The organism is Variovorax sp. KBW07 (genome assembly GCF_003852515.1).
Classification (GTDB): Bacteria; Pseudomonadota; Gammaproteobacteria; order Burkholderiales; family Burkholderiaceae_C; genus Variovorax.
This window is the reverse complement of the sequence record NZ_QAJK01000027.1, coordinates 29731-53076: the sequence shown is the minus strand read 5'-3', so window position 1 is coordinate 53076 and position 23346 is coordinate 29731. Positions and strand designations below refer to the sequence as shown.

The following is a 23346-nucleotide window of genomic DNA, read 5'->3' as shown; positions in this document are numbered from 1 at the left end:
CGCCCCCGTGGACACGGGGTGCCTGGTGCAGACGCGAGAACCTCGGGAGCTCAGTGCGGCGAAGCGCTCGCCTGGCCGAGGGCAGGGGAAGAGTTCGCCGCCCAACCGACGGGCATCCGGTCGGCGGTGACGAACCCGGGCACGGGCGCTTTCAGCGGCGCTACCGCCAGAAGCTGGTAGCCGCGCCCATAGACCGACTTCAGCGCGAAGCCGTTCTCAGGAAAGAGTTCGAGCTTCCTGCGGACATTGGCCACGCACACATCGAGCGTTCTCACGCCCTTCGAAGGAAACGGCGTGGTCCACAGCAAGGCCCAGAGCCGGTTGCGCTCCAGCACGCTGCCGGTGTTGCGAAACAACTCGAGTGCCAATTTGAATTGCCGGGGTTGCAAATTGATTTCACGCCCCCGATGAGAAACCACGCACAGGCCTTCGTGGAATTTGTAATTCCCGAATACCAATCCCTTTGCCTTGACCAATTGATCCTGGCACTGCGCACCGTGATGCAACAGCTTGAGAATTCGCTGCCGCAACTCGATTTCCGGGCAATTCAAGAACGTGAAATCGAACAATGGAGAAACGGGAAAATCGTGCGCCCATGTGTGGGCCTGCTTGAAGCCCGATTTACCGGCGAGCACAAGGGCCGGTATGCCGAACACGCCGCACACCGTCACCAGTTGGCGCCACGTCGAAGCGCCGTCTTCGACGATCAGCAAGAGATCGAACCTCCTGCCACTGCACAGCAAGGCCAGCAGCTCGGACGAATCTTCGAACAGCACGGGCGTGCAGCCAGCGTGCTCCAGCCGGCGGCGCAGTTGGACGCGCTGGGTGGCAAGCCCGTCGATCAGTGCCACATGGTGCGGCGCCCGTTTCCCGTTCATTTTCAGTCTCGAAAGCAGCCAGGACGATTCAGCTTGGCTTGTTGATCAATTACTCATCAAAGATGAATTCGTATCGCGAAAAAGCAGAGAACTACTTATTTCGCAAGCCAACTGTAAATATGACCTTGCTTGCCCAGAGACCGCTCACACCTTCAAAAGTAATGTTCTTCTCATTTCGACCGGCGGGCACTGGGGAAGCGCGACAAACGTCACATTCCCGATACAGGCAGAGCCGCTTTTCATGCGCTTTGAAAGTAATCTTTTTCTCATTTCAACGCTCGCCCACGCGAGCGCCGCCTGTCTTGGCTGGGCCAATACAAGCGCGCGGCACGAGGCCGCAGTCAATGGAAATGCGAGGGTCGCAATGGCCGAATCAGCTCATGCCGATTGCCTTGCAGGCTCTGCGCATCAGGAATCGGAGTGCAGGCTGCGCAGTGCCGGCAGGTCGAGCACGGTCACGGCGTTGTATTCCGAGCGCACCAGCCCCTTGGCTTCGAGCACGCGCATCTCGCCGTTGATGGACCGGCGGCTCACTTGCAGCATTGCAGCCAGGTCGTCCTGGGAAAGACGAAGGCGCACATTGCGGGTGTCGTCGTCCACGCCATAGATGCGCGCAAGCCTGGAGATCGTCGCGGCAAGCCGCCTGCGGGTGTTGCCGCTCTGAAAGTCCAGCAGCGTGCTGGCAATCGAGCGATGCTGTTTCACGACCACCTTGGCCATCGCCTTCCAGAGGAACGGCGTCGTATCGAGCCTGTCGAGCACCAGGCGTGCCGACAGATGCAACACCACCGCACTGTCGTGCGCCTCGTACGCATAGAACGCATGCTTCTCGTTGTCGAGCGGTGCCTGGATGCTGGCCACATAGCCGGGGTTGAAAATGAAAACCGGCACGCGGGAATCATCTGGATAAAGCCGGCTTGCCAGCATGTGCCCCGAAAGCACGAGCAGGACTTCAGGCTCGCCGACGTCTTCGCGCTTGACCATTTCTCCGCGCTCGTAGCGGCCCAGCCGCGCAGTGGGCAGCAGGCTCTCGATGGCCGAGGGCGACCAGCCCGCAAAACTCTCCGCGGCCAACAGTTCGCTTCTGATGAACGCGGTGTCCGCCGCTTGCGGATCGAACGGCTGCATCACGCCTGCTCCTCGTCCTGCCCAAGCTCCTCGACGGAGCCGGCCAGCTTGCGCAGCGAAGGCAGGTCGAGAACGATCAATGTCCCGTACTCGGCACGAATCAGGCCTTGCTCTTCGAACATGCGTATCTCCCTGTTGAGGGCACCGCGCGACACCTGCAGCATGGCGGCCAGGTCGTCCTGGGAAAGACGCAGCCGAAGACTCATCTGCCGGCTGTCGACGCCGTAGATCTGCGCGAGCCGGTCGATGGTGGCCGCGAGCCGCCTGCGCAGGTTGCCGGCGAGCTGGTCCACCACCGTGGTGAGCATCTGGCGGTGTTGCTTCAGGAGCATGTGCGCCATGGTTTTCCAGAGAAAGGCTTCGGAGTCGAGCGTCTGGAAGACGATGCGCGCGGGAACGTGGACGACCACCGCATCGTCGTTGGCGCGGTAGTCATACAGCGCCTCGTCGTCGGGATTCATTCCACGCGGTATGCCGATGACAAGGCCCGGCCCCAGAACGGAGATGGATGCGCGGGAGCCGTCGATGTTCACCCGGCTGACCATCAGGTGGCCGGACACCACCGTCAATATCTCCGGCTCCGCCTCTGCCTCGCTGTGCACCAGGGCGCCTCGCGGATGGCGCCCCAGGCGCGACATCGGCAGCAACCTGTCCAGGAGCGGGGCCGGCCAGGACGCAAAGGCCTCGGTCAAACCCAGCGCCTGCCGGATCAATGCCACATCGGCAGCGCTGCTTGCTGGCACGTTCATGAAGGCCTTGTGTGTGCGCGAACCAACTCCCCGACGACCGCTTCTTCTATTTCTGCCCGACGGCGAATGATTGCAGAAATCTCCGCGGCAGGTCTCGGGCGGCTGCATGAACCAGCTTCCCTGCCGGCCCGCGCCATGAACAGTCGATGCTCGAAGCCGGGCTCGAGGCCAACTTTTCTGCAGGTGAAAACTTCGAAATTTCCGATTGCGGCAGCCGGGGGCCGATGAAAAGATGCCGCCTCTCGTGGAAGTTGTCCCGGGCCCGGCCCGCCGTGCGACGACTCCGACGCTTCTTTTTTCGCCTGTCGCAACCCACCGCCGCATGAGTTCTTCGCTCCCCTTCCAACTGGCTCGACGCGCCCAGCGCATCCAGCCGTCGATCATTCGCGAGATCCTCAATCTCGCGGCCCGCCCGAACGTGATCTCGCTCGCGGGCGGCCTTCCGTCGCCGGACGCGTTCCCGCTGGAGAAGGTCCGCGAGGCGACGAACCACGTGCTGCGGCAGACGCCGCGCGAAGCATTGCAGTACGCATCGACCGAAGGCTTTGCGCCCTTGCGCGAATGGGTGGCGCAAGACCTGGCGGCACAGGGCCTGCGCATCGGCGCGGGCGACGTGCTGATCACCAGCGGATCGCAGCAGGGCCTGGACCTCGTCGGCAAGGTGCTGCTCGACCCGGGCAGCGTGGTGGCGGTCGAGTCGCCGACCTATGTAGGCGCACTGCAGGCCTTCAACCCGTACGAGGCCGACTACCTGAGCATCGCCAACGACGACGAAGGCCCGCTGCCCGATGCGCTGGCACAGGCCGGTGGCGCGCGCTTCCTGTACCTGGTGCCGAACTTCCAGAACCCCACCGGCCGCACCATCGGCGCGGCGCGGCGCGAGCAACTGACCGCGCAGGCACGCCGCATGGGCCTGCCGCTGGTGGAAGACAACCCCTACGGCGACCTGTGGTTCGACGCGCCCGCGCCGGCATCGCTGGCCTCGCACTGGCCCGAGGGCAGCGTGTACCTGGGCTCGTTCTCGAAGGTGCTGGCGCCGGGCCTTCGCCTGGGCTACGTGGTGGCGCCGCCTTCGCTGATGCCCAAGCTGGTCCAGGCCAAGCAGGCGGCCGACCTGCACACGCCGATCTTCAACCAGCAGGTGGTCTACCAGGTCGTGCGCGACGGGTTCCTGGCGGAGCACGTGCCGCTGGTTCGCGAGCGCTATCGCGGCCACCGCGACGCCATGCAGGCCGCGTTGCTGCGCCACATGCCGCAAGGCTGCCGCTGGAGCGTGCCGGCCGGCGGCATGTTCTTCTGGCTCGCGCTGCCCGAAGGCATCGATGCCATGGCCATGCTGGCGCACGCCGTTGAGCTTGGCGTGGCCTACGTGCCGGGCTTCGCGTTCTTCGCGGACCGCTCGCGCCACAACCTGTTGCGCCTGTCCTTCGTGACAGCGCCGCCCGCCCAGATCGACCGGGGCATCGAACTGCTGGCCCAGGCACTGGACACGGCGCCCGGCTGGCCGACCACAAGACAAGGAGCCCTTCAATGATCAAACGTCGCCACTTCTCGATGTCGCTCGCACTCGCGGCGGCAGCCTCGCCCATGCCGTCGGTGTGGGCGCAGGACACCACGCCCACGCGCATCCTGGTGGGCTTTCCGCCTGGCGGCGGCGTGGACGCGGTGGCCCGCCTGCTGGCGGACAAGCTGCGGGTTTCGCTGAACACCAACGTGCTGGTGGAGAACCGGCCCGGCGCGGCTGGGCGCATCGCGTTGAGCGAGCTGCGGCGCTCGCGGCCCGACGGGCGCACGCTGGCCATTGCCCCGGGCGGTGCGCTGACCATCCTGCCCTGGCTCTATCCCACCAGCCTGGGCTACGACCCGGTGAAAGACTTCACGCCGGTGTCGCGCCTGACCACGCTGGACCTGGCCGTGTCCGTCGGGCCGGCGGTGCCGCCGGGCGACGTGAAGGCGATGTTCGCGTGGATGAAGGCGCACCCCGCGCAGGCCACGTATGCGACGTCGGGCGCGGGCTCGGTGCCCCACTTCGCCGGCCTGGTGATCGCGCAGGCGACCGGCGTTCCGCTGCTCCATGTGCCGTACCGCGGCGGCGCACCCGCCATCCAGGACCTGATCGGCGGCCAGGTGCCGCTGATGATCGACAGCCCGGCCGAAGTGGTGGAGATGCACCGCAACGGCAAGCTGCGCGTGCTTGCCGTGACCGGTGCCCGCCGCACGCCCGCCCTGCCCGAAGTGCCGACGCTGCGCGAGTCCGGCATCGACGTGGTGGTCGACAATTTCTTCGGCCTCTACGGACCGGCCAACATGCCGGGCGCCGTGACGGACCGCATCGACAAGGCCGTGGCGCAGGCACTGGCCACACAGGACGTGCGCGACAAGCTCCTGAACCTGGCGATGGTGGCCGACCACGGCGGCTCGCAGCTCCTGGCGAGCACGCAGGCGTCCCAGTACAAGCGCTGGGAAGAGCCCATCAAGCGCTCCGGCTTCAAGGCCGAATGAACAGACAAGAGACGACACCAACCATGACAGACAGCACCCTCGGCACGCCCGCCCCCCTCAAGGTCAATCCCCCGCCGCACCCGAACCCCAGCCGGCCCACCTACCGGCTGCCGCCCGGCGCCTGCGACGCGCACTGCCACGTGTTCGGGCCGGGCGCGCGTTTTCCGTATTCGCCCAAGCGCACCTACGAACCGACGGACGCACCGGCGGCGCAATTGCGCGCGCTGCATGCGCTGCTCGGCATCGAGCGCGTGGTGCTGGTGCAGGCCAGCATCCACGGCCACGACAACAGCGCGATGCTGGACGCCATTGCGCAGTCGCCCGACACCTACCGCGGCGTTGCAATGGTCCCCGCGTCGATCGACGACGCCGGGCTGCGCGCGCTGCACGAAGGCGGCGTGCGCTCGCTGCGCTTCAACTTCGTGCGGCGGCTGGGCGGCGCGCCGGACCTGGACGCCATCCGCAGCCTGGCCCATCGCGTGAAGACGCTGGGCTGGCACCTGGTGCTGCACTTCGACCCGCAAGACCTGCCGGTGTACCGCCAGTTTCTGGACGAGCTGCCGCTGCCCTACGTGATCGACCACATGGGCCGCGTGCTGGCCGAAAGCGGCCCGCAGCAGGAGCCCTTCGACGCGCTGCTCGACCTCATGAAGGACGAGCGCTGCTGGGTCAAGGTGAGCGGCGCGGAGCGCACGTCGCATCTGCTGTCTTCCGGCCCTGGCCTGCCCTTCGAAGATGCCGTGCCCTTCGCGCGCCGGCTGGTCGAGGCCGCGCCCGACCGCGTGCTGTGGGGCACCGACTGGCCCCACCCCAGCGTGCGCGAGATGCCCGACGACGGCAAGCTGGTCGACCTGCTGCCGCTTTTTTCCGACGACCCCGCCGTGCTGCACAAGCTGCTGGTCGACAACCCCACGCGCCTCTACTGGCAAGACTGAACCGAACCGAACTGAACCGGCATGGAGCCGCACGCATGAACCACATCGAAAAACTCGCGCTTCGCCAGGCGCTCGAGGCACTGGCCGTCGACTACTGGTACGAGGTCGACTTCAACTGGGGGCAGGACGCCCACGCCTACTACACCGAGGACGCGGTGTTCACCACCAGCCAGAAGTCACGCACCGGCCGCGCCGCCATTGCCGACTTCTACAACGCACGGCAGGCGCGCGGCGCGCGCACCTCGCTGCACGTGGTGCAGAACTTTCGCGCGGTGCCGGTGTCGCCGGAGCGCGTGGACTGCAACTACGTGATGAGCCTCTACGCCGCCGACGGCGAAGGCGTGCTGCCATCGAGGCCCGCGATCATGATCGCCGACGTGCGCGAAACGGTGGTGCGCCAGCCCGACGGCAGCTGGCTCTACGCGCTGCGCACGCTGCGCCCGCTGTTCCGGGACGACACGCCCACCACGGGCTGAAGCCAGCGATCGCACGAAAGAAGAAGCCCTCATGCTGTTCATCGACCCCGAAAACACACCCGATTTCAAGCGCACGCTTTTCAATGCCATCGTGGCGCCACGGCCCATCGGCTGGATCAGCACGATGAGCCCCGAAGGCCGGGTCAACCTGGCGCCGTTCTCGCACTTCAACCTGGTTTCCACCGCGCCGCCGGTGGTCATCTTTTCCTGCAACGCGCCGGCCGACCGACACGAAAAAGACACCATCACCAACGTGCGCGCGACCGGCGAATTCGTCACCAACCTGGTGACCTGGGACTTGCGCGACGCCATGAACATCAGCTCGCTCGACGCGCCCTACGGCACCGACGAGTTCGAGCTTGCCGGCCTGCAGAAAGCGCCGAGCCAGAAGGTGCGGCCGCCGCGCGTGGCGCGTTCGCCGGCGAGCATGGAATGCAAGCTGCTGCGCATCGTCGAGATCGAGCCGCAGGGGCCGGGCGACACGTTCAGCAACGTGGTGTTCGGGCGCGTGGTCGGCATTCACCTCGACCCGGAATTCGTCGAGCCGAACGGGCGCTTCGACGTGGCGCGCACGCTGCCGCTCACGCGGCTGGGCGGCAACCAGTACGCATCGGTCGGCCCGCTGGTGGAGCTCTCGCGGCCGAGCCCGCGGCGCGACTGACGACAAGACAACGAAAGGAACACGATGACGAACACAACGATTGAAACCGGCGTGCGCAGCGCCGCCGTCCACGAGCTTCCACCGGGTTCGGTGGCGCGCGGACAGAACTTCTGGGTCCAGTGGATCGAGGGCGAGGCCCCGGTCGAGGCCACCAGCCCGCACGAGATGCTGCTGCTGCTGCCCGACGGCGGCGCCACCGTGCATGCCGGCGCCGAAGTGCGCGAGGTGCCGGGCCGCAGCGTCTGCGTGCTGCCGGCCGGCCCTGTGACGGTGCGCCTCGCGGGTTCGGAAAAAGGCACGGGCCGCGCCGCGCTGGTCGCCTCCTCGCGCCCCGACCTGGCGCCGGGCGTGGCGCGCAACCAGGCCGACTACGCCGTGCCCGACGCGCGCGTGCGCCCGGTCGGCGAGCACTACCAGCGCCGTACGCCGTCCGGCGCGATCCAGGTCATGGAGGTCGATGCGATCCAGCCCCCGGCCGACAAACCGCGGCTGAAGATGTTCCAGACCGACACCCTGAGCATCAACTGGGTCGAGTACCAGGGCCCGCGCGACCGCACGCAACTGAGCCCGCACAACCACGCCGACTTCGAGCAGGGCTCGCTGGCCATGGCGGGCGACTTCGTGCACCACCTGCGCGTCAACTGGGGCGGCAACGCCGACCAGTGGCGCGACGACGAACACCTGCATGCCCCCTCGCCTTCGATGATCACGGTGCCGGTGCTGCTGGTGCACACCACCGAAGGCGTGGGCCCGGGAAGCCACCTGCTGATCGACGTGTTCTCGCCACCGCGGCACGACTTCATCGACAAGGGCTGGGTCGCCAACGCGGGCGACTACGAACGCCGCACGGCCGGCTGACGGACACCGCGGTACATGACTGCAGGCGCGGCCTAAACTGCGCCCTCCATGGCATCCTTCACTCCCATCCGCGCCGTCGAGCGCGCCATCGACGTACTGGCCGCGCTCAACCGATCCCCCGTCTGCACGCTCGACACGCTGTACCGCCAGACGGGCATTCCCAAGCCCACGCTGGTCCGCCTTCTCGAAACGCTGGAGGGCAAGGGGCTGGTGACGCGGGCACCGCAGTACGGCGCCTACGGCCTGACCTCGGGCGTGCGGCAACTTTCGTCGGGCTACCACGGCGAGCCGCGCCTGGTCGAAGCCTCCAGGCGCCCCATGGACGAGCTGACGCGCAAGTTCAAGTGGCCCATCGCCCTGGCCGTGCCCGACTACGACGCGGTGGTGATCCGCTACAGCACCATTCCCAGCTCGCCGCTGTCGCTGCTGCACTCCAGCATCAACATGCGCCTGAGCCTCATGACGCGCGCACTCGGTCGTGTGTACCTCGCGGCCTGCACGGCGCAGGAGTGCCGCGCGCTGCTCGACATCCTCAAGGCCTCGGGCGACCCGGAAGACGCCGTGGCCGGGCAGCCGCGCGTCGTGCAGGCGATGCTGCGGCAGATCCGCCAGCAGGGCTATGCCTTGCGCGTGCCGGGCGTCAAGCCGGTCTCGAACACGCTGGCCGTGCCCATCTTCGAAGGGCGCAGGGCCGTGGCCAGCGCCGGGCTTACATGGATCGCCTCCGCGATCAGCGAAGAACAGGCGGTAAAGAAATTCCTGCCGCCGATGCAGGAGATGGCCCAGCGCATCGGGGAGCGGCTCAGCGCGCTCTAGCTGCCTTGGGCGGTCCGGCAAAGGCCTGCACGGCCTGCCGCAGCAGGGTCTGGTCGGAAGAAACGACGAACCAGTTGGCACCCTCGGCCATGAACTGCTCGCGCTCGGACGTACCGCCCACGTGCATGCCCGCCAGCTTGCCGGCCCGCGTGGCCGCCTGCAGCGCCACGCGCGTGGCCTGCAGAACCTCGGGCGCGCGCGGATCGTCCAGCCCCATCGACAGCGCCAGGTCGGCGCGGCCCACGAACAGGCCGGCCACGCCCGGCACGTCGGCAATCGCCTGCGCCTCATCGACCGCCTGCGCGCTCTCGATCTGGCAGACGATCTGCGCCTGGTCGCCAAGCTGCAGCGCCTGCGCCATGCCCATGCTCGCGTAGCCGGCAAAGCGCGGGCCGCCCGAGTAGCCGCGCCGCCCGCCCCGGTAGCGCGCCATGGCCACCACTTCGCGCGCCTGTTCGGCGGTGTCGACGTGCGGCACCAGCAGGCCGGCGGCGCCGATGTCGAGGCACGAAAGGATCACCGCGGGGTTGATCTCGGGGATGCGGATGAACATCGGAATGCGCGCGGCGCGGCCGGCCATCACCATCAGGTCGAGCAGGGAGCGGTCGAAGGGCGCGTGCTCGGCGTCGACCACGACGAAGTCGAGCCCCGTGGTGCCGAGCACCTCGACCGTCTGCGGCGAGCCGGTCTTGACGAAGGTGCCGAGCTGCGCGGCGGTGGTGGTGCTGGTGTTGCTGCTGTCGTTGCTCATGGGCGTGCGCCTGCCTTTCTTCAGTCGAGCTTGATCTGCGCGGTCTTGATCACGCGCTGCCACTTCTGGCCGTCGGCCTCGATGCGCTTGCGCAGCAGCTCGGGCGCTCCGCTCGCGACCACGCCGCCGTATTGCTGCAGCTTGCTCTTGCCTTGCGGCGATTCGAGCAGCCGGTTGATCTCGGCATTGAGCCGCTGCACCATCGGTGCCGGCATGCCGGCAGGGCCGACCACCGCGAACCACACGGTGGCCGTCTGGTCGATGCCCTGCTCCTTCGCGGTCGGCACGTCGGGCAGGCCGGGGAAGCGCGTGGCGGAAGTGACCGCCAGCCCGCGCAGCTTGCCCGCCTGGATGTTCGGGATGAAGGTGGAGACCGGTGCCGATATCGCCTGCACCACGCCACCCAGCAGATCGGTGAGCGCGGGCGTGTCGCCGCGGTACGGCACGTCCTGCAGGCGCACGCCGGCGGTCTGCGACAGGTCGGCCAGGGCCAGGTGGCCGATGGTGCCGTTGCCCGGCGTGGCGACCGAGAACGCGGAGGGCTTGGCTTTTGCCGCCTCGATGAACTCCTTGAGGTTGCGTACCTTCAGCTGCTCGGGGTTGCTGACGAAGACCATCGGGATCTCGCACACCAGCGCGATGGGTGCCAGGTCCTTGTCGCCGTCGAAGGGCATCGACTTGTAGAGGAACTTGTTGTTCACCAGCGGGCCCGAGGTAACCAGGCCGATGGTGTAGCCGTCGGGCGCTGCCTTGGCCACGGCGTCGGTGCCGATGTTGCCGGCCGCGCCGGCGCGGTTGTCGACGATGACGGGCGCGCCCAGGCGCTCGCCGAGGCCTTGCGCCAGGTAGCGCGCCACCATGTCGGTGCTGCCGCCCGCCGGGAAGGGAACCACCATGCGGATCGGCCGGTTCGGCCACGCGCCGTTGGCGGCCCATGCGGCCACCGGCGCAAGGCTCGCGGCCACACCCGCGCCAACCGCGCCAACCGCGCCAACCGCGCTCACTGCGCCGATGGCGCCCAGGCTCGCGCCGAGCCAATGTCTCCTGTTCATTCTTGAAGTCTCCTGAGGTTTTCTAAAGGGATGCCTTGCGGGCCGTTTCCAGGCGCTGCAGCAACTGCGGCATGCGCGCTTGCGCCTGGTCACGCAGCTGGTCGTAGAGGCTGTTGCCGTGCGCGTCGATGGCCACCGTGGCGGGGCCGAGCGACGCGACGTTCAACGTGAGCAGCCGGAACTGCGAGATGTATTCGTTCCAGTGGGAAGACACCACGCGGCGCAGTCCGCGCGACAGCAGCGGCGCGCCGCCGCCGAGGAACGACAGGTACACGCAGCCGGTGTCGCGCAGCGCCTGCACGCAGGCCGCGTCGAGCCCGCCCTTGCCGCCGGTCAGCCGCAGGTCGAGGCCGCGCACCAGCGACGGCATCCACGCGTTGTAGCGCGTGCTGGTGCTCGGGTTCATGTAGAGCGGCACGGGGCCGTCGGCGGTTTCTTTCACGAAGGTGCTCAGGTGAAAGAAGGCGCCGCCGCGCAGGTCGACCGGCAGCGCCTGGCCGTCGGCCACCGCCTGCGCCATGCGCTGGTGCGTGGGCAGGCCGATGCTGACGGTGATGTCGCCGTCCAGCGTGACCATGTCGCCGACCGCGAGTTCGCGCACCTTGTCGCGCGAGAGGGGAAGTTCGAGCTTGTGGAGCATCGCGGCCTACCAGTTCAGGTCTTCGACGCGGCCGTCGTTGTAGATGCGCGCGGCGGTGCGGCGATTGATCCAGCAGTTGAAGCACACCGCGACCGGCACGAAGCCGTGGCTCGCGGCGTAGTCGATGTGCACCGCCATCGCGCTGGCGTCGCCGCCGGTGCCCATGGGGCCGAAGCCCATGGCGTTGATGGCGTCCAGCAGGCGCTTTTCCATGGCCGCGAGGATCGGCTCGGGGTTGGTGCGGCCGAAGGGGCGCAGCACCGACTCCTTGGCCAGCCGGGCCGCGTAGTCGAAGGTGCCGCCGATGCCCACGCCCACCACGATGGGCAGGCAGGGTTGCGAGCCCGCGCGCAGCACGGTGTCGAGCACGAACTTCTCGATCTGCTCCAGCGTCGGGTACACGAAGGCATCGATGGCCTCCCACCGGCCGGTGCCCATGGCCTTGGGCGCGCAGACGATCTCCACGTAGTCGGCGTCGTCGATCACGTCGAAGCTCAGCAGCGGCATGTCCTTGCCCGCGTAGCTGCGCGCATGCGTGAGCGGGTTGGTCACCATCTTGAGGATCGGCGGGTCGATGTGCTGCACCAGGTCGGCAAAGCCGCGCGCAATGGCCTCGCGCACCGGGCCTTCGAACTGCACGCGCGTGCCGATCTTGATGCTGTAGGTGGGAATGCCGACGTCGGTGCACACCAGCTCATTGCCCTGCTGCGCGGCGTCCGCGCTCTGCAGCATGATCTTCAGCGTGTGCTTGCCGGTGGTGCCGGTCTCGGTGGCTTCCGCGCGCTGCAGAACGGCACGCGTGTCGTCGGGAATTTTTTTCAGGGAGCGCTCGTAGAGCTGCGCCGTCACTCGTTGGAGAGTGGCACTGTCGATGGCCATGTTTACGTGGGATCCGCTTGTCTCGATGGCCCGTACGATGCGCTGTCGCGGGCAAGTGTTCAAGCGCATTCTTTGAAGTTTTCACCAGTAGAAAAGTCTGAATCTTTCGTTTGCGGCGATGCCGTAGCTCCTCCAACAATGCGCTCCCCAACGTTCATGGAGGAGACAAGCAATGAGGATTTTCGCGATAGGCCTTGCAGCGACCGGTCTTGCCGGCGCGGCGTTCGCCCAATCTTCGGTCACGCTGTTCGGCGTGGTCGATGCCGGCATCAGCGGCTATTCGAACAAGTCGGCGGACCCGAAGTCGGCCACGCCGGCCAACCCGTTCTACCGCAACCAGGGCAGCCGCACCGTCAGCCAGCGGGCGTTGTCGGCTTCGGGCCTCGCGTCCAGCCGCGTCGGCTTTCGCGGCACCGAGGACCTGGGCGGCGGGCTTGCCGCGAGCTTCTGGCTCGAGTCGTCGATCACGAACGATTCGGGGCAGGAAGGCATTCAGGGTTTCGCGCGCCGCTCGACGGTCAGCCTGTCGGGCAGCTTCGGCGAGATCCGCCTGGGCCGGGACATCAACGCGACCTTCACGAACGACTTCGTGTTCGATCCGCTCGGCGTCAACGGCGTGGGCACCAACCTGATCTATCGCGCCGGCACGGCCATGAGCAAAATGGGCGTGCCGCAACCGGCGCAATTGCCCGGCCTGCCGCCCGTGTCCGCCGTGCTGACCAATGCCTATGCGCGCAGCAGCAACATGGTGTCGTACTTCCTGCCGGCCAACCTGGGCGGCTTCTACGGGCAGGTGCAGTACGCCTTCAATGAAAAGACCCGCACCTCGCCCGGTGCCCTGACGCCCGCGGCCACCGACACGCGCTCGGGCCGTTTCATCGGCGGACGATTCGGCTACGACCAGGGGTCGCTGAACGTGGCGCTGGCCGCCAGCCGCAACACGCTGCTGAGCGACTACCTCGCGGGCACCACGCTGCGGCAAGACACCATCAACCTCGGTGCCGCGTACGACCTGGGCGCGGCAAAGCTGTTCGGCGAGGTGTCGCGCATCAAGAACCGGACGATCGTCAGCGGCCTTGCCGCCAGCACCTCGTCCGACGTCGACCTCACGGGCCTGATGTTCGGCGTCAACGTGCCGGTAGGGCCCGGCGTGATCCGGGCGTCGTACGCGAAGGTGAAGTACGACTACAACCGTCCGTTCAGCACCACGCCGGACCCGAAGGCAAGCCAGCTCGCGTTGAGCTACGTGCACAACCTGTCGAAGCGCACCGCGCTGTATGCGAGCGTTGCGCGCATCGAGAACAAGAACGGCGCGGCGCTGTCCGTCGGTGGCCCGGGCTTCGTGACGGGCGCGTTTTCTCCGAAGCGCTCGAGCGGCTACGACCTGGGGCTTCGGCATGCCTTCTGAGTCCGTGCGTTCCCCCTCGAGCACGCAGCCCCTGCGGCGCATCGCGGTCATCGGCGCGGGGGCCATCGGCGGCCACTTCGCGGCGCGGCTCGCACAGGCCGGGCACTCGGTCACCGTGCTCGACCGCGGCGCCACGCTGGACGCGATTCAAAAGCATGGCCTGCGCTACACGAGCGGCCCGCAGCCGCAACAGAGCATTGCCGTTCGCGCCGCGGCATCGCCGCTCGACATGGAGCCGCCCGAACTCGTAGTGCTGGCGCTCAAGTCGCACGTGCTGCCGGGCGTGGTGCCCACGCTGTCGCCGCTGTTGCACGAGGGCGCCACCGTGCTGCCGATCGGCAACGGCTTGCCGTGGTGGTACTTCCTGGTGCCCGGCCAGCCGCTGTCGGGCCTGCGCCTGCGCAGCGTCGACCCTGAAGGCGCCATCGAAAAAACCATCGGCGTGCAACAGGTGCTCGGCGGCAGCGTGATGGCGTCCTGCCATTGCCCGGAGCCGGGCTCGGTGGTGCACAGCTCGGGCGGGCGCGTGGTGATCGGGGAGCCCGTCGGTGGGCCCAGCGCACGCGCGCAGCATTGGGCCGGCGTGCTGGCCGATGCCGGGCTTGGCGCGGTCGCGAGCGAGGACATCCGCAGCGAGCTCTGGCTCAAGCTGCTGGGCAACGCCTGCGCCAATCCGCTGAGCCTGCTGACCGGCGCGACGACCGACCGCATGCTGGACGATGGCCCGATGCGGCAGCTGTTCGAACGGATGATGAGCGAGTGCATCGCGCTCGGCCGAAGCCTGGGCCTGACGGTCCAGACCGACACCGCGCAGCGCATGGCGCAGACGCGCAAGCTCGGCGCGATCAAGACCTCGATGCTGCAGGACATGGAAGCCGGGCGCAGCGTGGAACTCGACGCGATTCTCGGTGCCGCGCTCGAAAGCGCGGCGGCGCTGCAGCAGCCGGTGCCTCAGCTGGAGAGCGCCTTCGCGCTGGCCTGCATGCGTGCGCAGCAGGCCGGGTTGTATGCAGCCAGAAGCGCGGGCCCCTGACCATCGATTGCGGCGCAGCCTGGTCGTCGCCGGGCTGCGATCAACGGACGACAAGCCCCGAACGACATGGGGCTTGAAGCGGGCAGCCGTTGCGAGCCGACTCGCCCTGGCGGAGTGCCTCCCGCAAAACCCGAGTAGTACGCTGCGCGACACGGGGTATTAGGGGCACAGCGCTGTTCCTCACGGCTTTCAGGCTTTCAGGTTTTCAGTCGCCTGTTTCTTGAAACCGATCCCTTTGCGTCTCTTCCAGCGCGTGGACGCACGCTGGGTGCAGCGCGCTCCAGCACCTGTTCGCGCCACGCTTCCGGTGAACAGCCGAACTGGGCGCCGAACCAGCGGGTGAACGCGCTGTGCGTGCTGTAGCCCAGCAGCGCGGCCACCTCGCCCAGGCTGTAGCGGCTGTTGGCCACGTAGCGGCGGGCAAGCTCCTGCCGGACGTCGTTGATCAGCTGCTTGAACGTCAGGTCGCGTGCACCGAGCTCGCGCTGCAGGGTGCGCATGCTCGTCCCCAGGCCCTGGGCCACGGCCTTGCAGGTGGCGCGCCCGGCCGGCAGCATGAGGTAGATGGCCTTGCGCACCTCCTGGTCGATCGAGCGTTGGCGATCGTCGGGGAGGGTCGCAATCAACTTGCGGGCGTAGGCGGCCAGCACGGGGTCGGCGCCCGGATTGGGCACGTCGAGATCCGCCGCCCGGCACACCAGGCCGTTGAAGGTGCCATTGAACTCGATGCGGCATTTGAAGAACCGGCGATGAAAGGCCTGGTTGGCGGGAGGCTCGTGGGCGAAGCTCACGCTGGCGGGCTGCCAGCGGTCCCCTAGAAGCGCCTCGCACATCCGGTAGAGCACGCCGATCGCCAGTTCGATGGACTGCCGTGCGGGTTCGGAGACCGCCAGCTCCTCGCGCAGAAGAACGAGGTTGTCGACGTCCTCCACCTGGATTGCCAGCCTCTCGTTGAGCAGGTGCAGATGATCGATCAGCGTGAGCAACACCTGCCGCAGCGTTGGCTGGTGCATGAGCAGCAGGCTGACCATTCCGAAGTTCGACAGCTGGCGCCGCGCGGCGATGCGCAGCCCGAAAGATTCGCAATCCGTCTTGCGCGCCGCTTCTTCGAGCAGGCGGGCCACGCGGTCGGCTTCGATCAGCTGGTCGGGCTCGCGCAGCAGTTGCGCGCGCAACCCGGCCCTGCGCAATGCGGCGCCCGGGTCGTAGCCGAGTTCCTGCGCGACTTCCGCGAAGTTGGTAAGTGCCGCCGCGCGCACCAGAGCCGTCATGCCGGGCCTTTCACAAGTGCTCGAGTGCTGGCGATTCTGGCATCAAATGCAAAGCGAATGGCACGAAATGCAAAGCACCGCGAGACTCGCGCTCCTACAGTTCGTCTCACGCCCTTGCCCAGGAGCAAGGGCAGGCAAGACAAAAAAAGCACGACGACAAGAGCTTCCGCGGACCCGGCCGCGGATTGCCGCCGGCCCACATGGAGACAAGACATGCGGATCGAACCTTTGACCTGTGTCATCGGCGCCCAGATCACCGGCGTCAGCCTGGCCGATGCGGCGCGCGACGACGGCCTGTTCGCGGAAATCAAGGCGCTGCTGCTGCGGCACAAGGTGCTGTTCCTGCGCGACCAGAACATCAGCCGGGCACAGCACGTGGCCTTCGCCCGGCGCTTCGGCGAACTGGAAGACCACCCGGTCGCAGGCAGCGACCCGGAGCACCCGGGCCTGGTGCGCATCTACAAGACGCCCGACGCGCCCAACGACCGCTACGAGAACAGCTGGCACACCGACGCCACCTGGCGCGAGGCGCCCCCGATGGGCTGCGTGCTGCGGTGCGTCGAATGCCCGCCCGTGGGCGGCGACACCATGTGGGCCAACATGGCGGTGGCCTACGAGCGGCTGCCCGAGCACGTGAAGGAACTGATCGCGCCGCTGCGCGCCCGGCACAGCATCGAATGCACCTTCGGCGCGGCGATGCCGATCGAGAAGCGCCTCGCGCTCAAGGCCCAGTACCCGGATGCGGAGCACCCCGTGGTGCGCACCCATCCCGAGACCGGCGAGCGGGTGCTGTTCGTCAACGGATTCACCACGCACTTCACGAACTTCCACACGCCCGCCAACGTGCGGTACGGCCAGGACTTCACGCAGGGTGCGTCTTCGCTGCTGCAGTACCTCATCAGCCAGGCGGCCATTCCCGAGTACCAGGTGCGCTGGCGCTGGCAGCCCGACAGCGTGGCAATCTGGGACAACCGCGCCACGCAGCACTACGCGGTGATGGACTACCCGCCGTGCCACCGAAAGATGGAGCGCGCCGGCATCGTCGGCACGCCGACCTTCTGACCCTTTCCACCTTCTTCCGCTTGTCTTCCGCATTTCCCTGGAGCTCCCGATGAACTTCCTCGACGGTCACCTGTTCCCCGAAAACCAGCAGCCGCTGATCATCACCGCCGCCCCCTACGCGCCCTCGTGGCTGCCTTCGGACTTCCCCGGCGAGATCGCCGTGACGATGGAAGAGCAGATCCAGAAGGCAGTGGACTGCTACAACGCCGGCGCCACCGTGCTGCACCTGCATGTGCGCGAACTCGACGGCAAGGGCAGCAAGCGGCTGTCGAAATTCAACGAGCTGATCGCCGGCGTGCGGGCGCGCGTGCCCGAGATGATCATCCAGGTGGGCGGCTCGATCAGCTTCGCGCCCGAAACCGACGGCGCCGCGGCCAAGTGGCTCTCGGACGACACGCGCCACATGCTGGCCGAGCTCGACCCCAAGCCCGACCAGGTGACGGTGACCATCAACACCTCGCAGATGAACATCCTGGAGCAGTTCGATGTGCGGGACATCCGCGGCACGTCGATGGAAGATCCCGCCGTCTTCAACGCCTACAAGGAGATGACGGTGCCCGCGCAACCCGGCTGGGCCGAGGAGCACATCCGCCGGCTCACGGCCGCGGGCATCCAGAGTGCCTTCCAGTGCTACAACATCAACAGCTTCGAGTCGGTCGAGCGGTTGATGCGCAGGGGCATCTACAAGGGGCCACTGGTCATGAACTGGGTGGCCATCGGAGGCGGCATGGACGCGCCGAACATCTACAACCTGGCCAACTTCGTGCGCGCGGTGCCCGACGGCGCAGTGCTCACGGTCGAAAGCTCGGTACTCAACGTGCTGCCCGTGAACATGATGGGCATCGCCATGGGCCTGCACGTGCGCTGCGGCACCGAGGACAACCTGTGGAACCAGTCGCGCACGGCCAAGATCGGCACGGCGGCGCAGATCGAGCAGCTGGTGCGCATCTCGCGCGAGTTCGGTCGTCCGATTGCAACCGCGCAGCAGGCGCGCGAGATCTCGAAGATCGGCGTGTTCTACGACACGGTGGAAGAAACGCTGCTGGCCAACGGCTTCGCGCCCAACCGCAACGGCGGCCAGCAGGGCTTCCTGCGCAAGGCGGCCTGATCCGCGCGACCCCGGTTCTTTCTCTCCCGCACCATCCTCTCGCATCGGAGCAGCCATGCCGCGTCTCTCTCGCCTTGCCACCATGCTGGTCGCCGCCGCGGCCGCGCTGGGTTCGCCGTGGGCATCCGCCTATACGGACAAGCCCGTGAAGATGATCGTCCCCGCGCCGCCGGGCGGGACCATCGACGTGCTCGCGCGCATCGTGAGCGACCAGCTCTCGCGCGACATCGGCCAGCCCGTGGTGGTCGAGAACAAGCCGGGCGCCGGCGGCGCGATCGCCGTCAAGTACCTGCTGTCGCAGCCCGCCGATGGCCAGACGCTGATGATGACCGCCAGCAACGTGCTCACCGAGGTGCCGCACGTGCTCAAGGGAGGCTTCGATCCGCTGAAGGACGTGAAGCCCGTTTCGCTGATCGCGCGCTCGTCGATGCTCCTGATTGCGTCCCCGCAGTTTCCCGCCAAGGATGCGAAGGAGGCCATCGCCTACGTGAAGGCCCACCCGGGCCAGGTTTCCTATGCCTCCTACAGCGCGGGCACGGCGTCGCAATATGCAGGCGCCATCCTGAACAAGGCGGCGGGACTGGACATGCAGCATGTCCCCTACCCGGGCTCGGCCCCCGCGCTGGCGCAGGTGATGGGCGGGCAGGTTCCGCTCATGTTCGACGGCTCGGTCACTTCCAAGCCGCTGATCGCCGCCGGCAAGGTGCGGCTGCTGGCGGTGGGCGCCAAGGCCCGCCTGCCGGAATTTCCCGGCGTGCCCACGCTCACGGAGCTGGGCTATCCGGCGGTGGACTTCAGCAACTGGACCGGCGTGATCGCCTCGTCGCAGATGCCCGCGCCCCTGGTCGAGAAGATTCACGCGGTGCTGCAGAAGGTCGCGGCCAACCCGGCGGTGCGCGCGAGCGTGTCCCACGCCGGCTTCGAGCCGATGGCGGAACGCACGCCCGCGCAGGCGCAAGGCGAGTTGCGGGAAGAGTTCACCCGCAATGCCGAGATCGTCAAGACCTACGACATCAAGCTGAACTGAGCGCGGCATCGCAGCGGGAACATCGACGTGAGCCACCAGCGGCATCCACCCACCGTGCTGATCGTGCCGGGGCTGCGCGACCATGTCGCCGCGCATTGGCAGACATTGCTGGCCGGACGCCTCGCGCGCGTGCGCAGCGTGCCGCCGATGGGCCGCGAAAATCTCGACTGCGCGGTGCGTGTCGAGGCGATCGAACGCGAGGCGCGTGCCATCGACGGGCCACTGGTGGTCGTGGCGCACAGCGGCGGTGTCGTCATGCTGGCGCACTGGGCGCAGCGCACGCGCCGGACGGTGCGCGGCGCGCTGCTGGCCACGCCGCCGGACTTCGATGCGCCGATGCCGGAGGGCTACCCGACCGTACAGGCGCTGCGCGACGGAGGCTGGCTGCCGGTGCCCATGCAGCCGCTGCCTTTTCCCAGCATCGTCGCCGCCAGCCGCAACGATCCGCTGGCCCGCTTCGAGCAGGTCGAGGCCATGGCGCGGCAATGGGGCAGCCGGCTGGTCGACCTTGGCGCCGTCGGCCACCTCAATCCCGCCTCGGGCTACGGCGAATGGCCGCGGGCCGAGGCTTTCATCACCGAACTGGCCACGGCCACGGACGAAGCCGGGACGCCCCCGGAACCCCGTGCCGGCCAACAGAAAACACAGGAGAAATCACATGGTCAAGGCCATCCGCTTCCATGAGACAGGCGGCCCCGAAGTACTGAAGCTCGAGGACGTCGAGGTCGCCGAGCCCGCCCCCGGCCAGGCCCGCGTGCGCCACAGCTTCATCGCGGTCAACTTCATCGACATCTACTTCCGCACCGGCCGCTATCCGCTGGCGCTGCCCAACGGACTGGGGTCCGACGCGGTCGGCGTGGTGGAAGCGGTCGGGCCGGGCGTGACGGACATCAGGCCCGGCGACCGCGTCGGCTATTTGCTCGGGCCGCAGGGCGCCTACGCGCAGGCCCGCGTGATGCCGGCCGACGTGCTGATCCCGCTGCCCGAGGGCATCTCCGACCGCACCGCCGCCACGCTGATGATGAAGGGCATGACGGCGCAGTACCTGTTCCGCCAGGTCTATCCGCTGAAGGGCGGAGAGACCATCCTGTACCACGCGGCCGCCGGCGGCGTGGGGCTGATCGCCTGCCAGTGGGCGCGCGCGCTGGGCGTGACGATGATCGGCACCGTGAGCAGCGACGAGAAGGCGGCACTCGCGCGCGCCAACGGCTGCGCGCACACCATCGTGACTTCGCGCGAGAACATCGCCCAGCGCGTGCGCGAGATCACCGAAGGCCGGGGCGTGCCGGTGGTCTACGACTCGGTGGGCAAGGACACGCTGATGGATTCGCTCGACAGCCTGCAGCCGCGCGGCACGCTGGTCAGCAACGGCACCTCGTCGGGCTCCGTGGTGGTGGACTCGCAGCTGCTCGCGGCCAAGGGCTCCCTCTGGATGACGCGGCCGGCGATGGTGCACTACATCCATCCGCGCGCCCACATGCTCGAGATGGCGCGGGAGCTGTTCGACCACGTGCTGGCCGGACGCATCGTCAGCGAGCCGCAGCAGAGCTTCGCGCTCGCCGATGCGGCGCAGGCGCACCACGCGCTCGAGTCCCGCAAGACGACCGGATCGACCGTCCTGATTCCCTGATCCGCTCAAGCCCCCGATCCCCGAAGTCCCCCGAAGTCCCCCGATGCCCCGGTGCCCTCGATGCACCGGGGCGCTTTACCGCGCCCGTCGCGATCCACCTGGTCCACGTGAGGAGAACATGTCCATGAAAAGAACAATGCTGGCGTTGTCCGTGCTCGCCGCTTCCGGCGGTGCCGCCGCGCAATCGTCGCTCACCGTATTCGGCGTCATCGACGCCGGCATCAGCCACTACAGCACCAAGAGCCGGTCGTGGGGCCCCACGCTGCCCCGGCAGGTGACGCAGAGCCAGACGGTGCTGTCGCCATCGGGCTATGCATCGAGCCGGCTGGGCTTTCGCGGAACGGAAGACCTGGGCGGCGGACTGTCGGCAGGCTTCTGGCTGGAAGCGCCGCTGTCCAACGACACGGGTGGCGGCATCGTGAATTTCGGCCGCCGCTCCACGCTCAGCCTCTCGGGGCCTTTCGGCGAGCTGCGCCTCGGCCGCGACTACACCGCATCGTTCTGGAACGACGCCGTGTTCGACCCCTTCTCCGTCAACGGCGTGGGCACCAACCTGGTCGCGGTGGTCAACAGCAACATCGCCGCTTCGCGGGCGCTGGCCACCGGGGGCCTGCTCAACGGCGGGCTCTCCGCGGGCACCGACAGCTACCTGCGCACCAGCAATGCGGTCAGCTACTTTTTGCCGCCGGGGCTCGGCGGCTTCTACGGCCAGGTGCAGTACGCCTTCCACGAGAACGTGAAGACGAGCGGCACGGCCGACAGCCCGTCCGGGCGCGGCCGCTATGCCGGCGCGCGCGTGGGATGGGCCAGTGGCCCGGCCGACGTGGCACTGGCCTACGGCGAGAGCACGCTCGTCAGCGCCGCGCCCGCCGGCGAGAAGATCAAGAGCCTGAACCTCGGCGGCTCCTACGACTTCGGCACGGTGAAGGTCTTCGGCGAGTGGTCGAGCGTGCGCGACGCACGCGACAACGCCGGGCTGTTCGGCACGCGCGTGACCGACCGCTACGACGGCTTCGTCGCCGGCGTGAACATGCCGGTGGGGCCGGGCGTGATTCGCGCGTCGTTCGCGCGCGTGAACTTCAGGAACGGCAACGGCCTGCCGGACGGCGACGCCTCGGTCGACAAGCTGGCGCTGGGCTACGTGCACAACCTGTCCAGGCGCACCGCGCTGTACGCGACGGTGGCACGCATCGGCATCCGCAACGGCCACAACAACCCGACGGTGATGGGCGTCACGCCGCTGGTGCTGAGCCTGCCGGCGATCTTTCCGCAGGCCGCCTACGTCACCAACGGCGGCATGGAGCCGCGCCGCGCGATGGGCTACGACGTGGGCATCCGCCACGCCTTCTGATTGCCTCGGCGAGACAGGCAGGAGTGCGTTGCGGCGATGTCCCGTACAGGCAAATCGATGTCCCGGATAAGCAAGTAACGAAGGCGCGATGCGCCGGATACTGGCTCCGTCGGCCCTCGGGCCGCGTCACAAGAACCGGAGACAAAAGATGAAACTGCAGCAACTCTTGCGCGCCCTGGTGGCGCTGATCGGATGGTCGATGGCGTTCAGCGTCTGGGCGCTGGGCGAGCGGCCCGTGAGGCTCGTCGTGCCTGCGCCCGCGGGCGGAACCATGGACATCGTCGCGCGCGTCCTCGGGCAGCAGATGGCCATCGACATCGGCCGGCCCGTGATCGTCGAGAACCGGCCCGGCGCCGGCGGCGCGATCGGGCTGCAGGCCATGCTGCAGGCGCCCGCCGACGGCAACACCCTCGTGATGGCGGCGAGCAACGTGCTGGCGGAAACGCCGCAGGTAATGAAGATGCCGTTCGATCCGCTCAAGGACCTGGTGCCCATCGCGTCGGTGGCGCGCTCGGGCGTGGTGCTGGTCACCGCCGCCAGCTATCCGGCCAAGGACTTCCAGGGCCTGATCGCCGAGCTGAAGGCGCGCAAGGGCAAGACCAGCTTCGCCAGCTACAGCCCCGGCACGGTGTCGCAGTACGCCGGGCTGATCCTCAGCGACCGCGCCGGGCTGGACATGCAGCACGTCGGCTATCCCGGCTCGCCGCCCGCGCTGCAGGACCTGCTCGGCGGCCAGGTCGACGTCATGTTCGACGGCATGCTGACCTCTATGCCGCTGATCAAGGCCGGCAAGCTGCGCCCGTATGCCTTCAGCGGCAAGGCCCGCTCGCGCTACCTGCCCGACGTGCCGACGACGACCGAGCTCGGCTACCCGGACCTGCAGTTCCGGGGCTGGGTCGGCTTCATCGGCTCGAGCAAGCTGCCGCCCGACGTGCTGGCCAGGCTGCACGCCGCGATCGAAAAGGCCGCGCAGGTGCCCGCGGTGCAGCAGAAGCTGATGGACGTGGGCCTGGAGCCCGAGCTCAGCATCGACAGCGCCGCGCTGCTCGGCGAGACCCGGGCGATGTCCGAGCGCAACGCCGCCATCGTCAGGAAGTTCCACATCCAGGCGAACTGACTCGCGCTGCCTTA

At 67.9% G+C, this 23346-nt stretch carries 24 protein-coding genes; 16 read left to right on the top strand and 8 right to left on the bottom strand.

The annotated features are described in order from the left end of the window. Window positions 1–50: 50 nt before the first annotated feature. From DBV14_RS06055 to DBV14_RS06045, 3 genes are all read right to left on the bottom strand, one after another. A complete protein-coding gene (locus tag DBV14_RS06055) occupies window positions 51–851 on the bottom strand; it encodes a winged helix-turn-helix domain-containing protein (RefSeq protein ID WP_185545937.1) in 801 nt (266 codons plus the stop codon). A 435-nt stretch (window positions 852–1286) separates the two neighbouring features. Continuing rightward, the gene (locus tag DBV14_RS06050; RefSeq protein ID WP_124458289.1) at window positions 1287–2006 is read right to left on the bottom strand and encodes a Crp/Fnr family transcriptional regulator; all 720 of its coding nucleotides are present in this window, start codon (window positions 2004–2006) and stop codon (window positions 1287–1289) included. After that, window positions 2006–2755: a Crp/Fnr family transcriptional regulator gene (locus DBV14_RS06045; protein WP_124458288.1), complete on the bottom strand. Its 750-nt coding sequence runs from the start codon at window positions 2753–2755 to the stop codon at window positions 2006–2008. Before DBV14_RS06045 ends, DBV14_RS06050 begins: the two co-directional genes overlap by 1 nt. Window positions 2756–3077: 322 nt before the next feature. Between DBV14_RS06045 and DBV14_RS06040 the strand changes: the two genes are divergently transcribed. The 7 genes from DBV14_RS06040 to DBV14_RS06010 are packed head-to-tail and all read left to right on the top strand — an operon-like array spanning window position 3078 to window position 9003. Next, the gene (locus DBV14_RS06040; protein ID WP_124458287.1) at window positions 3078–4289 is read left to right on the top strand and encodes a PLP-dependent aminotransferase family protein; all 1212 of its coding nucleotides are present in this window, start codon (window positions 3078–3080) and stop codon (window positions 4287–4289) included. Then, window positions 4286–5257, top strand: a complete 972-nt coding sequence (locus tag DBV14_RS06035) for a Bug family tripartite tricarboxylate transporter substrate binding protein (RefSeq protein ID WP_185545936.1) — start codon at window positions 4286–4288, stop codon at window positions 5255–5257. Before DBV14_RS06040 ends, DBV14_RS06035 begins: the two co-directional genes overlap by 4 nt. Window positions 5258–5280: 23 nt before the next feature. Beyond that, on the top strand, window positions 5281–6192 hold the full coding sequence (locus tag DBV14_RS06030) for an amidohydrolase (RefSeq protein ID WP_124458286.1): 912 nt from the start codon (window positions 5281–5283) through the stop codon (window positions 6190–6192). 35 nt (window positions 6193–6227) lie between these two features. After that, window positions 6228–6668 carry a nuclear transport factor 2 family protein gene (locus DBV14_RS06025; protein ID WP_124458285.1) on the top strand — a complete coding sequence of 147 codons (441 nt, stop codon included), beginning with the start codon at window positions 6228–6230 and terminating at the stop codon, window positions 6666–6668. A 31-nt stretch (window positions 6669–6699) separates the two neighbouring features. Continuing rightward, window positions 6700–7329, top strand: coding sequence for a flavin reductase family protein (locus tag DBV14_RS06020; RefSeq protein ID WP_124458284.1), 630 nt, complete (start codon window positions 6700–6702; stop codon window positions 7327–7329). 24 nt (window positions 7330–7353) lie between these two features. Further along, the gene (locus tag DBV14_RS06015; RefSeq protein ID WP_124458283.1) at window positions 7354–8187 is read left to right on the top strand and encodes a hypothetical protein; all 834 of its coding nucleotides are present in this window, start codon (window positions 7354–7356) and stop codon (window positions 8185–8187) included. Window positions 8188–8235: 48 nt separating this feature from the next. Further along, on the top strand, window positions 8236–9003 hold the full coding sequence (locus DBV14_RS06010) for a DNA-binding transcriptional regulator (protein WP_124458282.1): 768 nt from the start codon (window positions 8236–8238) through the stop codon (window positions 9001–9003). Here the strand turns inward: DBV14_RS06010 and DBV14_RS06005 are convergent. Genes DBV14_RS06005 through DBV14_RS05990 form a run of 4 tightly spaced genes read right to left on the bottom strand, consistent with a single transcriptional unit; the run spans window position 8990 to window position 12325 of the window. After that, the gene (locus tag DBV14_RS06005) at window positions 8990–9754 is read right to left on the bottom strand and encodes an HpcH/HpaI aldolase/citrate lyase family protein (protein ID WP_124458281.1); all 765 of its coding nucleotides are present in this window, start codon (window positions 9752–9754) and stop codon (window positions 8990–8992) included. The two genes, DBV14_RS06010 and DBV14_RS06005, sit on opposite strands and share 14 nt — an antisense overlap. A gap of 20 nt (window positions 9755–9774) precedes the next feature. Beyond that, complete coding sequence (locus tag DBV14_RS06000; RefSeq protein ID WP_124458280.1) at window positions 9775–10806, bottom strand: tripartite tricarboxylate transporter substrate binding protein; 1032 nt, start codon at window positions 10804–10806, stop codon at window positions 9775–9777. Between the two features lie 22 nt (window positions 10807–10828). After that, entirely contained in the window at window positions 10829–11446 is a 618-nt protein-coding gene (locus tag DBV14_RS05995; protein WP_124458279.1) for a fumarate hydratase C-terminal domain-containing protein, read from the bottom strand. A 6-nt stretch (window positions 11447–11452) separates the two neighbouring features. Beyond that, entirely contained in the window at window positions 11453–12325 is an 873-nt protein-coding gene (locus tag DBV14_RS05990; protein WP_124458278.1) for a fumarate hydratase, read from the bottom strand. Between the two features lie 172 nt (window positions 12326–12497). Here DBV14_RS05990 and DBV14_RS05985 point away from each other — a divergent pair, with 172 nt between their 5' ends. Further along, on the top strand, window positions 12498–13733 hold the full coding sequence (locus DBV14_RS05985) for a porin (protein WP_124458277.1): 1236 nt from the start codon (window positions 12498–12500) through the stop codon (window positions 13731–13733). Then, on the top strand, window positions 13723–14766 hold the full coding sequence (locus DBV14_RS05980) for a ketopantoate reductase family protein (protein ID WP_124458276.1): 1044 nt from the start codon (window positions 13723–13725) through the stop codon (window positions 14764–14766). Before DBV14_RS05985 ends, DBV14_RS05980 begins: the two co-directional genes overlap by 11 nt. Window positions 14767–14963: 197 nt before the next feature. Here DBV14_RS05980 and DBV14_RS05975 read toward each other — a convergent pair whose 3' ends face one another. Further along, the gene (locus DBV14_RS05975; protein WP_124458275.1) at window positions 14964–16037 is read right to left on the bottom strand and encodes an AraC family transcriptional regulator; all 1074 of its coding nucleotides are present in this window, start codon (window positions 16035–16037) and stop codon (window positions 14964–14966) included. Window positions 16038–16250: 213 nt separating this feature from the next. Here DBV14_RS05975 and DBV14_RS05970 point away from each other — a divergent pair, with 213 nt between their 5' ends. The 7 genes from DBV14_RS05970 to DBV14_RS05940 all read left to right on the top strand — a co-directional run bounded on the left by DBV14_RS05970 (window position 16251) and on the right by DBV14_RS05940 (window position 23332). After that, complete coding sequence (locus DBV14_RS05970) at window positions 16251–17099, top strand: TauD/TfdA family dioxygenase (protein ID WP_124458274.1); 849 nt, start codon at window positions 16251–16253, stop codon at window positions 17097–17099. Between the two features lie 49 nt (window positions 17100–17148). Then, window positions 17149–18207, top strand: a complete 1059-nt coding sequence (locus DBV14_RS05965) for a 3-keto-5-aminohexanoate cleavage protein (RefSeq protein WP_124458273.1) — start codon at window positions 17149–17151, stop codon at window positions 18205–18207. An 82-nt stretch (window positions 18208–18289) separates the two neighbouring features. Beyond that, window positions 18290–19234: a tripartite tricarboxylate transporter substrate binding protein gene (locus tag DBV14_RS05960; protein ID WP_260396836.1), complete on the top strand. Its 945-nt coding sequence runs from the start codon at window positions 18290–18292 to the stop codon at window positions 19232–19234. 27 nt (window positions 19235–19261) lie between these two features. Further along, the gene (locus DBV14_RS05955) at window positions 19262–19918 is read left to right on the top strand and encodes an alpha/beta hydrolase (protein WP_124458271.1); all 657 of its coding nucleotides are present in this window, start codon (window positions 19262–19264) and stop codon (window positions 19916–19918) included. After that, complete coding sequence (locus DBV14_RS05950) at window positions 19893–20864, top strand: quinone oxidoreductase (protein ID WP_124458270.1); 972 nt, start codon at window positions 19893–19895, stop codon at window positions 20862–20864. Before DBV14_RS05955 ends, DBV14_RS05950 begins: the two co-directional genes overlap by 26 nt. Window positions 20865–20988: 124 nt before the next feature. Beyond that, on the top strand, window positions 20989–22215 hold the full coding sequence (locus DBV14_RS05945; RefSeq protein ID WP_185545935.1) for a porin: 1227 nt from the start codon (window positions 20989–20991) through the stop codon (window positions 22213–22215). A 148-nt stretch (window positions 22216–22363) separates the two neighbouring features. Further along, window positions 22364–23332, top strand: a complete 969-nt coding sequence (locus tag DBV14_RS05940) for a tripartite tricarboxylate transporter substrate binding protein (RefSeq protein ID WP_124458268.1) — start codon at window positions 22364–22366, stop codon at window positions 23330–23332. The last annotated feature ends 14 nt before the right edge of the window (window positions 23333–23346 follow it).

Bases quoted from the DNA above. Each gene is read 5' to 3' on its own strand.
- DBV14_RS05990 (WP_124458278.1), bottom strand. From the start codon at position 12,325: ATGGCCATCGACAGTGCCACTCTCCAACGAGTGACGGCGCAGCTCTAC.
- DBV14_RS05940 (WP_124458268.1), top strand. From the start codon at position 22,364: ATGAAACTGCAGCAACTCTTGCGCGCCCTGGTGGCGCTGATCGGATGG.
- DBV14_RS06000 (WP_124458280.1), bottom strand. From the start codon at position 10,806: ATGAACAGGAGACATTGGCTCGGCGCGAGCCTGGGCGCCATCGGCGCA.
- DBV14_RS06035 (WP_185545936.1), top strand. From the start codon at position 4,286: ATGATCAAACGTCGCCACTTCTCGATGTCGCTCGCACTCGCGGCGGCA.
- DBV14_RS06005 (WP_124458281.1), bottom strand. From the start codon at position 9,754: ATGAGCAACGACAGCAGCAACACCAGCACCACCACCGCCGCGCAGCTC.
- DBV14_RS05960 (WP_260396836.1), top strand. From the start codon at position 18,290: ATGCTGGTCGCCGCCGCGGCCGCGCTGGGTTCGCCGTGGGCATCCGCC.
- DBV14_RS05995 (WP_124458279.1), bottom strand. From the start codon at position 11,446: ATGCTCCACAAGCTCGAACTTCCCCTCTCGCGCGACAAGGTGCGCGAA.
- DBV14_RS06025 (WP_124458285.1), top strand. From the start codon at position 6,228: ATGAACCACATCGAAAAACTCGCGCTTCGCCAGGCGCTCGAGGCACTG.
- DBV14_RS05975 (WP_124458275.1), bottom strand. From the start codon at position 16,037: ATGACGGCTCTGGTGCGCGCGGCGGCACTTACCAACTTCGCGGAAGTC.
- DBV14_RS06045 (WP_124458288.1), bottom strand. From the start codon at position 2,755: ATGAACGTGCCAGCAAGCAGCGCTGCCGATGTGGCATTGATCCGGCAG.
- DBV14_RS06010 (WP_124458282.1), top strand. From the start codon at position 8,236: ATGGCATCCTTCACTCCCATCCGCGCCGTCGAGCGCGCCATCGACGTA.
- DBV14_RS05950 (WP_124458270.1), top strand. From the start codon at position 19,893: ATGGTCAAGGCCATCCGCTTCCATGAGACAGGCGGCCCCGAAGTACTG.
- DBV14_RS05985 (WP_124458277.1), top strand. From the start codon at position 12,498: ATGAGGATTTTCGCGATAGGCCTTGCAGCGACCGGTCTTGCCGGCGCG.
- DBV14_RS05965 (WP_124458273.1), top strand. From the start codon at position 17,149: ATGAACTTCCTCGACGGTCACCTGTTCCCCGAAAACCAGCAGCCGCTG.
- DBV14_RS06050 (WP_124458289.1), bottom strand. From the start codon at position 2,006: ATGCAGCCGTTCGATCCGCAAGCGGCGGACACCGCGTTCATCAGAAGC.
- DBV14_RS06040 (WP_124458287.1), top strand. From the start codon at position 3,078: ATGAGTTCTTCGCTCCCCTTCCAACTGGCTCGACGCGCCCAGCGCATC.
- DBV14_RS06030 (WP_124458286.1), top strand. From the start codon at position 5,281: ATGACAGACAGCACCCTCGGCACGCCCGCCCCCCTCAAGGTCAATCCC.
- DBV14_RS05945 (WP_185545935.1), top strand. From the start codon at position 20,989: ATGAAAAGAACAATGCTGGCGTTGTCCGTGCTCGCCGCTTCCGGCGGT.
- DBV14_RS06015 (WP_124458283.1), top strand. From the start codon at position 7,354: ATGACGAACACAACGATTGAAACCGGCGTGCGCAGCGCCGCCGTCCAC.
- DBV14_RS05970 (WP_124458274.1), top strand. From the start codon at position 16,251: ATGCGGATCGAACCTTTGACCTGTGTCATCGGCGCCCAGATCACCGGC.
- DBV14_RS06020 (WP_124458284.1), top strand. From the start codon at position 6,700: ATGCTGTTCATCGACCCCGAAAACACACCCGATTTCAAGCGCACGCTT.
- DBV14_RS05980 (WP_124458276.1), top strand. From the start codon at position 13,723: ATGCCTTCTGAGTCCGTGCGTTCCCCCTCGAGCACGCAGCCCCTGCGG.